At 63.6% G+C, this 11,903-nt stretch carries 13 protein-coding genes; 10 read left to right on the top strand and 3 right to left on the bottom strand.

The window, feature by feature from the left end; all coding sequences use genetic code 11:
• Window positions 1–6: 6 nt before the first annotated feature.
• Both QSV36_RS21250 and purT read left to right on the top strand, forming a co-directional pair.
• Entirely contained in the window at window positions 7–474 is a 468-nt protein-coding gene (locus tag QSV36_RS21250; RefSeq protein ID WP_289134253.1) for a VUT family protein, read from the top strand.
• Between the two features lie 76 nt (window positions 475–550).
• Window positions 551–1,732, top strand: coding sequence for a formate-dependent phosphoribosylglycinamide formyltransferase (gene purT, locus QSV36_RS21255; RefSeq protein ID WP_289134140.1), 1,182 nt, complete (start codon window positions 551–553; stop codon window positions 1,730–1,732).
• Between the two features lie 38 nt (window positions 1,733–1,770).
• Here the strand turns inward: purT and QSV36_RS21260 are convergent, their stop codons facing one another.
• From QSV36_RS21260 to QSV36_RS21270, 3 genes are all read right to left on the bottom strand, one after another.
• Window positions 1,771–3,072 carry an MFS transporter gene (locus tag QSV36_RS21260; RefSeq protein WP_289134142.1) on the bottom strand — a complete coding sequence of 434 codons (1,302 nt, stop codon included), beginning with the start codon at window positions 3,070–3,072 and terminating at the stop codon, window positions 1,771–1,773.
• Window positions 3,073–3,348: 276 nt separating this feature from the next.
• The gene (locus QSV36_RS21265; protein WP_289134143.1) at window positions 3,349–4,548 is read right to left on the bottom strand and encodes a transporter associated domain-containing protein; all 1,200 of its coding nucleotides are present in this window, start codon (window positions 4,546–4,548) and stop codon (window positions 3,349–3,351) included.
• Window positions 4,549–4,557: 9 nt separating this feature from the next.
• The gene (locus tag QSV36_RS21270; RefSeq protein ID WP_289134144.1) at window positions 4,558–5,367 is read right to left on the bottom strand and encodes a cytochrome C assembly family protein; all 810 of its coding nucleotides are present in this window, start codon (window positions 5,365–5,367) and stop codon (window positions 4,558–4,560) included.
• A 325-nt stretch (window positions 5,368–5,692) separates the two neighbouring features.
• Here QSV36_RS21270 and ffh point away from each other — a divergent pair, with 325 nt between their 5' ends.
• From ffh to QSV36_RS21310, 8 genes are all read left to right on the top strand, one after another.
• Window positions 5,693–7,069, top strand: a complete 1,377-nt coding sequence (gene ffh, locus QSV36_RS21275; RefSeq protein WP_289134146.1) for a signal recognition particle protein — start codon at window positions 5,693–5,695, stop codon at window positions 7,067–7,069.
• 259 nt (window positions 7,070–7,328) lie between these two features.
• Window positions 7,329–7,580 carry a 30S ribosomal protein S16 gene (rpsP, locus tag QSV36_RS21280; RefSeq protein WP_003259424.1) on the top strand — a complete coding sequence of 84 codons (252 nt, stop codon included), beginning with the start codon at window positions 7,329–7,331 and terminating at the stop codon, window positions 7,578–7,580.
• Between the two features lie 5 nt (window positions 7,581–7,585).
• Window positions 7,586–8,122, top strand: a complete 537-nt coding sequence (gene rimM / locus QSV36_RS21285) for a ribosome maturation factor RimM (RefSeq protein ID WP_289134148.1) — start codon at window positions 7,586–7,588, stop codon at window positions 8,120–8,122.
• A 3-nt stretch (window positions 8,123–8,125) separates the two neighbouring features.
• Window positions 8,126–8,878, top strand: a complete 753-nt coding sequence (gene trmD / locus QSV36_RS21290) for a tRNA (guanosine(37)-N1)-methyltransferase TrmD (protein ID WP_028634846.1) — start codon at window positions 8,126–8,128, stop codon at window positions 8,876–8,878.
• Window positions 8,879–8,920: 42 nt separating this feature from the next.
• Window positions 8,921–9,271, top strand: a complete 351-nt coding sequence (gene rplS / locus QSV36_RS21295; protein WP_225780641.1) for a 50S ribosomal protein L19 — start codon at window positions 8,921–8,923, stop codon at window positions 9,269–9,271.
• A 93-nt stretch (window positions 9,272–9,364) separates the two neighbouring features.
• A complete protein-coding gene (locus QSV36_RS21300) occupies window positions 9,365–9,772 on the top strand; it encodes an acyl-CoA thioesterase (protein WP_289134151.1) in 408 nt (135 codons plus the stop codon).
• Window positions 9,773–10,069: 297 nt separating this feature from the next.
• On the top strand, window positions 10,070–10,966 hold the full coding sequence (xerD, locus tag QSV36_RS21305; protein WP_289134152.1) for a site-specific tyrosine recombinase XerD: 897 nt from the start codon (window positions 10,070–10,072) through the stop codon (window positions 10,964–10,966).
• 153 nt (window positions 10,967–11,119) lie between these two features.
• Window positions 11,120–11,863 (top strand): thioredoxin fold domain-containing protein, encoded by a 744-nt coding sequence (locus tag QSV36_RS21310; RefSeq protein WP_289134154.1) that lies wholly within the window; start codon window positions 11,120–11,122, stop codon window positions 11,861–11,863.
• Window positions 11,864–11,903: the final 40 nt, after the last annotated feature.

An 11,903-nucleotide genomic window follows, 5' to 3' on the forward strand; every position in this document is an offset into this window, starting at 1 on the left:
CTCCCCATGTTCTATCTGCTTGCCTACATCAGCAGCGTAGTGCTGATCAACTACGCCTTCTCCAGCGCGCCGCACCTGGACATCATCTGGTCCGCCTGGGGCGGCCTGGTGTTCATCCTGCGCGACATGGTGCAGACCCGCTTCGGCCATGGCGCGCTGGTCGCCATGCTGGTGGCGCTGGTGTTGTCCTATGTCACCTCGGAGCCGGCCATCGCGCTGGCCAGTGCCACCGCCTTCTTCATTTCCGAACTGATCGACTGGCTGGTGTTCAGCATTACCCGCCGCCCGCTGCGCGACCGCTTGTGGTTGAGCTCGGCGTTGAGCATCCCGGTGGACACGTTCATCTTCTTCGGCATGATCGGTGCCCTGACCCCGGCCGTGATCGGCACGGCCATGGCCTCGAAGTTCGCCGGGGTCACCGCGGTGTGGCTGGCCATGGCATTTCGCGCCCGGCGCGCTGCCGCCGTCGGTTGATGGTGTAGAATAGCGGTCCTTTTTCAGCGGGCGGCGCCAAGCCAGGTGCGGCCCCGGACGCCTTCGAGGACCTGAAATGACCCGTATCGGAACCCCCTTGTCGCCCACCGCGACCCGTGTACTGCTTTGCGGCTGTGGCGAGCTGGGCAAGGAAGTGGTGATCGAGCTGCAGCGCCTGGGCGTCGAAGTGATCGCCGTCGACCGCTACGCCAATGCCCCGGCGATGCAGGTGGCGCACCGCAGCCACGTGGTCAACATGCTCGATGGCGTTGCCCTGCGCGCCGTGATCGAGGCCGAGAAACCGCATTACATCGTCCCCGAAATCGAAGCCATCGCCACCGCCACCCTGGTCGAGCTGGAAAACGAAGGTTTCAACGTGGTGCCGACTGCCCGCGCCACCCAGCTGACCATGAACCGTGAAGGCATCCGCCGCCTGGCCGCCGAGGAGCTGGACCTGCCGACCTCGCCGTACCACTTCGCCGACACCTATGAAGACTATGCCAAGGCCGTGGCCGATGTCGGTTACCCGTGCGTGGTCAAGCCAGTGATGAGTTCGTCGGGCAAGGGCCAGAGCCTGTTGCGCAGCGCTGCCGACCTGCAGCAGTCGTGGGCCTACGCCCAGGAGGGCGGCCGCGCCGGCAAGGGCCGGGTGATCGTCGAGGGCTTCATCGATTTCGAATACGAAATCACCCTGCTGACCGTGCGCCACGTCGGCGGCACCACCTTCCTCGAGCCGGTCGGCCACCGCCAGGAAAAAGGCGACTACCAGGAGTCGTGGCAGCCGCAGGCCATGAGCCCGAAGGCGCTGGCCGAGTCGCAGCGTGTGGCCAAGGCGGTCACCGATGCCCTGGGCGGCCGTGGCCTGTTCGGTGTGGAGCTGTTCGTGAAGGGGGACCAGGTGTGGTTCAGCGAAGTGTCGCCACGCCCGCATGACACTGGCCTGGTAACGCTGATTTCCCAGGACCTCTCGCAGTTTGCCCTGCATGCCCGGGCAATTCTTGGCCTGCCGATTCCAGCCGTGCGCCAGTTCGGCCCGTCGGCCTCGGCGGTGATCCTGCCAGAAGGCCAGTCGCAGCAAACCAGCTTCGCCAACCTGGGCGCGGCGCTGAGCGAGCCGGATACCGCCATTCGCCTGTTCGGCAAGCCGGAAATCAACGGTACGCGGCGCATGGGCGTATGCCTGGCGCGGGACGAGTCGGTCGAGCTGGCGCGGGCCAAGGCGACCCGTGCTGCACAGGCGGTCAAGGTCGAATTCTGATCGGAGACCGGATGGGGCCGCGAAGCGGCCCCATTCATTCAAAGTGCCGTATTGCGAGTCTCTTTCAGGCACAGCACGGCAAGCAGGCTGATCACCGCTGCCGCCGACACATAGCCGCCGACCCAGCTCAAGCCACCCATGCTCACCAGTTTCTGAGCAAAGAACGGTGCCGCCGAAGCACCGACGATCCCGCCCAGGTTATACGCAGCCGACGCCCCGGTGTAACGCACGTGGGTCGGGAACAGTTCCGGCAGCAGTGCCCCCATCGGTGCAAAGGTCACGCCCATCAGGAACAGTTCGATGGCCAGGAACAGCGCCACGCCTGTGGTCGACCCCGAGGTCAGCAGCGGTTCCATGGTAAAGCCCGAGAGCACCGCCAGCAGGCCGCCGACCACCAGCACCGGCTTGCGCCCGTAACGGTCGCTGAGCCAGGCCGACAGGGGCGTGGCCAAGGCCATGAACACCACCGCAAAGCACAGCAGGCCAAGGAACGTTTCGCGGCTGTAGCCCAGCGTGGTCACGCCGTAGCTCAACGAGAACACCGTCGAGATATAGAACAGGGCGTAGCACACCACCATGGCCGCTGCGCCCAACAGGGTAGGCCGCCAGTGTCTGGCAAACAGGTCGACCACCGGCATTTTCACCCGCTCCTGGCGCGCGACTGCCTTGGCGAACACCGGGCTTTCCTCGAGTTTGAGGCGCACATACAGGCCGACCAGCACCAGCGCCGCGCTGAGCAGGAACGGAATGCGCCAGCCCCAGGCCCGGAACTGCTCGTCGCTGAGCACCAGCGCCAGGGTCAGGAACAGGCCGTTGGCGGCGAGGAAGCCGATCGACGGCCCCAGCTGCGGGAACATGCCGAACCAGGCACGCTTGCCTTGCGGTGCGTTCTCGGTGGCCAGCAACGCCGCGCCACCCCATTCGCCACCCAGGCCCAGGCCCTGGCCGAAGCGCAACAGGCAGAGGATGATCGGCGCCCATACGCCAATGCTGTCATAGCCCGGCAACACACCGATGGCCGTGGTGGACACGCCCATCAGCAACAGCGAGGCGACCAGGGTCGATTTGCGGCCGATGCGGTCGCCGAAATGACCGAACAGTGCCGAACCCAGCGGGCGCGCCAGGAAAGCGATGCCGAAGGTGAGGAAGGCCGCCAGCATCTGCGCGGTGCCCGACCCGGAAGGGAAGAACACCGGGCCGATCACCAGGGCGGCGGCAGTGGCGTAGACGTAGAAATCATAGAACTCGATGGCGGTGCCGATGAAACTGGCAGTGGCGACCCGCGCGGGCGAGTTGACCGGCGCGGCAGGCGCTGCGGCATAAGTGCTGCTGGTTGTCATTGAGTAGGTCCCTGACAGTCTGATCCGGCTCCATGGGCGTGGCCGGCGACGGCGTGCGAAGCAGAAAAGCCAGCACGGCAGCGCGGGCGCCGGAGCGTTTTGTTGTTGTGCACGCCAGACTGACGATAGCCCAAGGGGGATAGGGGCGGGGGCGGGCACTGTTCGGGGTGTTGAAGCAGGACCGCAGGGCGTGTCAGTGGGGCGGACTGGCCGTGGAGCGCCGGGTGCGGATAGCAGGCGGGACGGCGAGGCTGGGTAAGCGTGGCCCGAGTATAGCTATCGGGTCACGGTCCACACCAGTACCTTGCTGGCACAATTGTCCTCTGTTTCGAGGATTTCCAGGCGATAGCGGCCGATCTTCAGGCAAACGGCACTTTCCGGGATGCTTTCCAGCGCTTCGGTGACCAGCCCGTTGAGGGTCTTCGGCCCGCCGTCGCAGGGCAGGTGCCAGCCCAGGGTGCGATTGATTTCGCGCAGCGAAGCGGTGCCGTCGATGACGAAGGTGCCATCGGGCTGCGGGTGGACGTGGGGGTTGTCCAGGGTGTGCTCGTCCTCGAATTCGCCAACGATTTCTTCGAGGATGTCTTCCAGGGTGACGATGCCCAGTACTTCACCGTACTCGTCCACCACCACGCCCAGGCGGCGTTGCTGTTTGTGGAAGTTCAGCAGTTGCATCTGCAGGGGCGTGCTTTCCGGGACGAAATAGGGCTCGTAGCAGGCGCTGTGGAGTTTCTCCAGGGTCAGCTCGGCCTTGGGCAGCAGGTGGCTGATCAGCTTGGTGTTGAGGATCGCTTCAACCTGGTTGATGTCGCTGTGGTACACCGGCAGGCGGGTGTGGCGGCTGACGATCAGTTGCTCGATGATGCGCTGAATCGGCTCGTCGAGGTTGATACCGTCCACTTCGTTGCGTGGCACCAGGATGTCGTTGACGGTGATCTTGTCCAGTGACTGCAGGCCGTCGAGCAAACCATGGCGCGGCGCTTCGTGCTCGTCGTCCTCGTCGAAATCATCTACTTCCGGCGGATGCACGGCCACCGCCGTGGGTTGCACGCGGAACGGGCGCAGGATCAGCCTGGCGATGCCATCCAGCAGGCAGGCCAGTGGTTGCAGCAGGGCCAGGGGCACTTTCAGCAGGCTGGCACCGAGGCTGACGAAGGCCTGCGGGGTGCGCCGGGCCAGGCGGCGTGGCAGGTACTCGGCGAACACCAGCAAGGTGAGGGTGGCGGCCAGGCCCGCCAGCCAGAAACCGTGCTCGCCACTGTGGCGCTGGCCGATCAGGCAGGCCAGGCCCAGCACCAGCAACTTGCCCAGGCTGGCACACAGCACCAGCGCCTGGGCGGGCAGCGCTGGGCCGTCATCGCCGTTGCGCGCGCCATTGAGCAGCTGGCGGGCGGCATCCACGGCAGTGAACAGTGCCGACCACAACAGCGCCAGTGCCAGGGTGCCGAATAGCGGTGCGTACGGCAGGGTATCCATGGGCGGCCGTCAGATATGCAGGATGAATTCGCGAACCAGCTTGCTGCCGAAATAGGCCAGCATCAGCAGGCAGAAACCGGCCAGGGTCCAGCGGATGGCCTTGTGGCCACGCCAGCCCAGGCGGGTGCGGCCCCACAGCAGCACGCTGAATACCACCCAGGCGACACAGGCCAGCAAGGTCTTGTGCGCCAGGTGCTGGGCGAACAGGTTGTCGAGGAACAGCCAGCCGGAGATCAGCGACAGCGACAACAGGCACCAGCCGGCCCAGAGGAAGCCGAACAGCAGGCTTTCCATGGTTTGCAGCGGTGGGAAGTTGCGGATCAGCCCGGATGGATGCTTGTTTTTCAGCTGGCGGTCCTGCAGCAGCAACAGCAGCGCCTGGAACACCGCGATGGTGAACAGGCCGTAGGCCAGGATCGACAGCAGGATATGAGCGAGGATGCCCGGCTCCTCGTCGATCAGCGGCACTGTGCCGGGGGGCGCGAACTGCGCCAGCAGCGCGGTCACCGCGCCCAGTGGGAACAGCAGCACCAGCAGGTTTTCCACCGGTATGCGCAGGCAGGCCAGCAGGGTCAGGGCGATGACTGCCACTGCGATCAGGCTGGCGGCGCTGAAGAAGTCCAGGCTCAGGCCCAGCGGCGTGATCAGCTGGAAGAACAGCGCTCCGCCCTGGGCGAGCACCGCGAAGGCGCCGAGCAGGGCGAGCAGGCGCTTGTCGGCCTTGCGGTTGCGGGCCAGGAACGTGCCCTGGTAGACGGCCGCAGCTATATAGAGGACGGCGGCGATCAGGTTGGGGATGAGGCTGGGTGAGGAGACCATAAGTCCTGGTTGGCGAGCCTTTAAAGAGACGGAGTTTGGCATAGATCCCGGCGCTCTAGGAAGACTGGCAGACCGCGGCGTGGCATTCGCGGGTGAACCCGCTCTCACAGGCACGGCACCGGTTGCGAATGTGGTGCAGACCCTGTGGGAGCGGGTTCACCCGCGAAGAGGCCGGCACAGCCACCGAATATCTACCAGGCCGCCAGCAAGGTGTGCGCCGCCGCCGCACTTCGCTATAATCGCCGCCTTGCTGTGCCCGGCGGGTGTGCATTCCGCCCTGGGCGCCTGACAAACCTCGGCTTTTACTGGGCCTGAAAGGATCACCATGTTCGAAAACCTGACCGACCGCCTGTCACAGACGCTGCGCCATGTCACCGGCAAGGCCAAGCTGACCGAAGACAACATCAAGGACACGCTGCGCGAAGTGCGCATGGCCCTGCTCGAGGCCGACGTCGCCCTGCCGGTGGTCAAGGATTTCGTCAACAGCGTCAAGGAACGTGGGGTCGGCACCGAAGTGTCGCGCAGCCTGACCCCGGGCCAGGCCTTCGTGAAGATCGTCCAGGCCGAGCTGGAAAGCCTGATGGGCGCGGCCAACGAAGACCTCGCGCTGAACGCTGCACCGCCTGCCGTGGTGCTGATGGCCGGCCTGCAGGGTGCGGGCAAGACCACCACCGCCGGCAAGCTGGCGCGCTTCCTCAAGGAGCGCAAGAAGAAGAGCGTGATGGTGGTGTCTGCCGACGTCTACCGCCCGGCGGCGATCAAGCAGCTGGAAACCCTGGCCAACGACATCGGTGTCACCTTCTTCCCGTCCGACATCAGTCAGAAGCCCGTGGCCATTGCCGAAGCGGCCATTCGGGAAGCCAAGCTGAAGTTCATCGACGTGGTCATCGTCGATACCGCCGGCCGTCTGCACATCGATGCCGACATGATGGACGAGATCAAGGCGCTGCACGCCGCGGTCAAGCCGATCGAAACCCTGTTCGTGGTCGATGCCATGACCGGCCAGGACGCCGCCAACACCGCCAAGGCGTTTGGCGAGGCGTTGCCGCTGACCGGCGTGGTGCTGACCAAGGTCGACGGTGACGCGCGTGGCGGTGCCGCCCTGTCGGTGCGGGCCATCACCGGCAAGCCGATCAAGTTCATCGGTATGGGCGAGAAGACCGAAGCGCTCGAGCCGTTCCACCCCGACCGCGTCGCCTCGCGCATCCTCGGCATGGGCGATGTGCTCAGCCTGATCGAGCAGGCCGAGCAGAACATCGACAAGGCCAAGGCCGACAAGCTGGCCAAGAAGCTGAAGAAGGGCAAGGGCTTCGACCTCGAAGACTTCCGCGACCAGTTGCAGCAGATGAAGAACATGGGCGGCCTGGGCGGCCTGATGGACAAGCTGCCGAGCATCGGCGGGGTCAACCTGTCGCAGATGGGCAACGCCCAGGGCGCGGCCGAGAAGCAGTTCAAGCAGATGGAAGCGATCATCAACTCCATGACCCCGGCCGAGCGCCGCGATCCGGAGCTGATCAGTGGCTCGCGCAAGCGCCGTATCGCCATCGGTTCCGGCACCCAGGTGCAGGACGTCGGCCGCTTGATCAAGCAGCACAAGCAGATGCAGAAGATGATGAAGAAGTTTTCCGCCAAGGGCGGCATGGCCAAGATGATGCGTGGCCTGGGCGGGATGCTGCCTGGCGGCGGCATGCCCAAGCTGTAACCCCTATTCCGGATGCCTGCCGGTTGTCCGGCCGGCCTCCTGAACCCCCGCCTTGGTGGGGCAATGGCCGCGAATTTCGCGGCTCAACCGGCGAATCTGGACGGCAGGGCGGTGCCTTGCCGAAAAAGTCATTTGCAAATGTCCGTGTATTCCCCGAGAATATGCGGCCTTTTGGGCACCCGTGTGCCTATTTGGCATTCAGATTTGCAGTACCAGCTGCTGTATCAACTGCAGCACCGACTATAGGAACGATGTTCACATGGTAACCATTCGTCTGGCCCGTGGCGGCTCGAAAAAGCGCCCATTCTACCACCTGACCGTGACCAACTCGCGTAACGCCCGTGACGGCCGTTTCGTTGAGCGCGTAGGTTTCTTCAACCCGATCGCTGCTGGCGCCGAAGTCAAGCTGTCGGTCAACCAAGAGCGCGTCAACTACTGGCTGAGCCAGGGTGCACAGCCGTCTGAGCGCGTTGCTCAGCTGCTGAAGGACGCTGCCAAGGCTGCTGCCTGAGCAGTATGAACGCGACGCCAGAAAAGGCTGACGACCTCATCGTCGTTGGCAAGATTTTTTCGGTTCACGGCGTTCGCGGCGAGGTGAAGGTGTATTCCTTTACCGATCCGATTGAAAACCTGTTGGATTATCCGCGCTGGACGCTTCGGCACGAAGGCAAGGTAAAGCAGGTCGAGCTGGTCAACGGTCGTGGCTCCCAGAAGGGCCTGGTCGTGAAGCTGAAAGGTCTCGATGACCGTGATGAAGCCCGTCTTCTGAGTGGTTACGAAATCTGCATTCCGCGGAGCCTTTTGCCCAGCCTGGCGGCCGACGAGTACTACTGGTACCAGTTGGTAGGCCTGAAGGTCATCAACCAGGACGAACAGCTGTTCGGCAAGGTCGATCACCTGCTGGAGACCGGTGCGAACGATGTCATGGTGGTCAAGCCCTGCGCAGGCAGCCTGGATGATCGCGAGCGTCTGTTGCCCTATACGGCGCAATGCGTGCTCGGTATCGACCTGGAAGCAGGCGTGATGCGGGTTGAGTGGGACGCGGACTTCTAGACGATGGGTAACCTTCGCGTAGACGTCATCACGTTGTTCCCCGAGATGTTCTCGGCCATCACGGAGTACGGCATTACCAGCCGCGCGGTGAAACAGGGGTTGCTTCAGGTGACTTGCTGGAACCCGCGGGACTACACCACAGATCGTCACCACACGGTGGATGATCGGCCGTTTGGCGGTGGTCCGGGCATGGTGATGAAAATCAAGCCTCTGGAAGACGCCCTGGTCAACGCCAGGCAGGCGACCGGAGCAGCGGCGAAGGTGATCTACCTTTCGCCACAAGGCCGCAAGCTGACCCAGCAGGCGGTCAAAGGCCTGGCCGAACAGGAATCGTTGATCCTGATCGCCGGTCGTTATGAAGGCATCGACGAGCGCTTTATCGAGGCTCATGTCGATGAGGAGTGGTCGATTGGCGACTATGTGCTTTCCGGTGGCGAGCTGCCGGCCATGGTACTGATCGATGCGGTTACACGGCTGCTGCCCGGAGCTTTAGGGCATGTGGACTCGGCGGAAGAAGACTCCTTCACCGACGGTCTGCTCGATTGCCCGCACTACACCCGACCTGAGGTGTATGCGGATCAGCGTGTTCCCGACGTGTTGCTAAGTGGCAACCATGCACACATCCGGCGTTGGAGAATGAAGCAGTCCCTTGGTAGGACCTTCGAACGACGCGCCGATCTTCTGGAAAGTCGCTCGCTTTCTGGAGAAGAGAAGAAGCTGCTCGAGGAATATCTCCGCGAGCGGGACGATAGTTAAACGTATCGATGGTGGATCGCGTATCCATCTTAGGAGCACAGCATGACCAACAAGATCATCCAGCAGCTCGAAGCCGAGCAGATGAGCAAGGAAATCCCGGCCTTCGCACCAGGCGACACCGTTGTCGTTCAGGTTAAAGTGAAGGAAGGTGAGCGTTCCCGTCTGCAGGCGTTCGAAGGCGTCGTTATCGCCAAGCGTAACCGCGGTCTGAACAGCGCCTTCACCGTGCGCAAGATCTCCAGCGGCGTTGGCGTAGAGCGTACCTTCCAGACCTACAGCCCGCAGATCGACAGCCTGGCCGTGAAACGTCGTGGTGACGTGCGTAAAGCCAAGCTGTACTACCTGCGCGACCTGTCCGGCAAAGCCGCTCGCATCAAGGAAAAACTGTCCTGAGTGCAGTTTGCCCGGTGGCCGCGGCCGCCTAGCGAGAAAAAAGCAGCCTTCGGGCTGCTTTTTTGCGTTTTGAAACCCGTAGATGTGATTGTCATGACCCCCCGAGACCAGGAAATCCAGCGCCGCACCGAACTGTCGGTGACCCGCGTGACCAAGGCGGTGTTCCCCAACACCACCAACCACCACAACACCTTGTTCGGCGGCACTGCCCTGGCCTGGATGGACGAAGTGTCGTTCATCGCCGCCACGCGCTTCTGCCGTCTGCCCCTGGTGACCGTGTCCACCGACCGTATCGACTTCAAGCACCCGATCCCGGCAGGTTCGATCGTCGAACTGGTGGGTTCGGTGATCAAGGTTGGCAATACCAGCTTGCAGGTGCAGGTGGATGTGTTCGTCGAGAACATGTACCTGGACGGGCGCGAGCGGGCGATTCATGGGGTATTCAGCTTCGTTGCCATCGACGAGGACAAGCGCCCGGTGCCTGTGCTGCCCGACGCCTGATGTCGACCTGCTGCGGCCTCTTCGCGGGCAAGCCCGCTCCCACAGGGACCGCGCCAGCTTTTAGAAATTGAGCAAGACAGTTGCGGGAGCAACTGTCTTGCTCAAATGTTCAAAGCTGGCGTAATTCCTGTGGGAGCGGGCTTGCCCCGCGAACACGGGCGAAGCCTGTGCCATCCAGCGCGATGTTTTCTTCGCGGGTAACCCGCTCCCACACTGATCACGCAGTGATCTGCCAGTACAGACAACCCCAAGCTGCTATGAAACACTAGCCTCACCTCCAATACCCAGCAGCTTCGAATGCCCGCCCTAGACCACCCCCTGATCGACCAGTTCCTCGATGCCCTGTGGCTTGAAAAAGGCCTGTCCGACAACACCCGCGTGTCCTACCGCAGCGACCTGGCCCTGTTCAACGGCTGGCTGCAGGAACGTTCGGTCAGCCTGCCCGACGCCGGCCGCGAGCTGATCCTCGACCACCTGGCGTGGCGCCTCGACCAGGGCTACAAGCCACGTTCCACGGCACGCTTCCTGTCCGGCCTGCGCGGCTTTTTCCGCTACCTGCTGCGGGAAAAACTGGTGGCCGTTGACCCGACCCTGCAAGTGGACATGCCGCAACTGGGCAAGCCCCTGCCCAAGTCGCTGTCCGAAGCCGACGTCGAAGCCTTGCTGCAGGCCCCGGAGCTGGGCGAAGCCATCGGCCAGCGTGACCGCGCCATGCTCGAAGTGCTCTACGCCTGCGGCCTGCGCGTTACCGAACTGGTCAGCCTGACCCTCGACCAGGTCAACCTGCGCCAGGGCGTGCTGCGGGTAATGGGCAAGGGCAGCAAGGAGCGCCTGGTGCCCATGGGCGAAGAAGCGGTGGTGTGGCTGCAGCGCTACCTGCGCGACGGCCGCGCCGAACTGCTCAATGGCCGCCCCAGCGACGTGCTGTTTCCCAGCCAGCGTGGCGAACAGATGACTCGCCAGACGTTCTGGCATCGCATCAAGCACCACGCCCGGGTGGCCGGCATCGACAAGCCGTTGTCGCCGCATACCCTGCGCCATGCCTTCGCCACCCACTTGCTCAACCACGGCGCCGACCTGCGTGTGGTGCAGATGCTGCTGGGCCACAGCGACCTGTCGACCACGCAGATCTACACCCATGTCGCCAAGGCCCGCCTGCAACAGTTGCACGCCCAGCATCACCCGCGTGGATGAATGTTTTTCATGTTCCGCCGACCGGTCCTTGCAAGGCCCTTCATCGGCGGTGTGATGTGGTAGGCTTGAGCGGTTTGCACCAAGGGCCGCATTGCCACCGCGCATTTTGCGCAGGTGACGCCCCCCGGCCCCTGTCCGCCTTCAGGAGTTCCCATGCGCGTGACCCAGTTTTTCGCCGCCACCGCGTTGGCGCTGGCCAGTACCTTTGCCGTTGCCGCAGCAACCGACAGCACTGCCGGCGCCGAGCAGGCCATCCGTAAATCGTTGCAGAACCTCGAGCTGGAAGTGCCCGTCGAAAGCGTGGCCAGCAGCCCGGTCAGCGGCCTGTATGAAGTCAAGCTGCAAGGCGGCCGCGTGCTGTACGCCAGCGCTGACGGGCAGTTCGTGATGCAGGGCTACCTGTTCCAGATCCAGGACGGCAAGCCGGTCAACCTGACCGAGAAGGCCGAGCGCCTGGGTATCGCCAAGCTCATCAACGGCATTCCAGCCGCCGAGATGGTGGTTTATCCTGCCAAGGGCGAGACCAAATCGCACATCACCGTGTTTACCGACACCACCTGCCCGTACTGCCACAAGCTGCACGCCGAAGTGCCCGAGCTCAACCGCCGCGGTATCGAAGTGCGTTATGTCGCCTTCCCGCGCCAGGGCCTCGGCTCGCCGGGTGACCAGCAGTTGCAGGCCGTGTGGTGCTCCAGCGATCGCCGTGCGGCGATGGACAAGATGGTCGAAGGCGAGGAGATCAAGGCTGCCAAGTGCGCCAACCCGGTCAGCAAGCAGTTCCAGCTGGGCCAGTCGATCGGTGTCAACGGTACACCGGCGATCGTGCTGGAAAGCGGCCAGGTCATTCCGGGCTACCAGCCGGCACCGCAGGTCGCCAAGCTGGCACTGGCCAGGTAATCCAATTCAGTGCGCCGTCGTCATGGGGTGACGGCATGTT

This window comes from Pseudomonas sp. BCRC 81390 (assembly GCF_030341915.1).
Lineage (GTDB): Bacteria > Pseudomonadota > Gammaproteobacteria > Pseudomonadales > Pseudomonadaceae > Aquipseudomonas.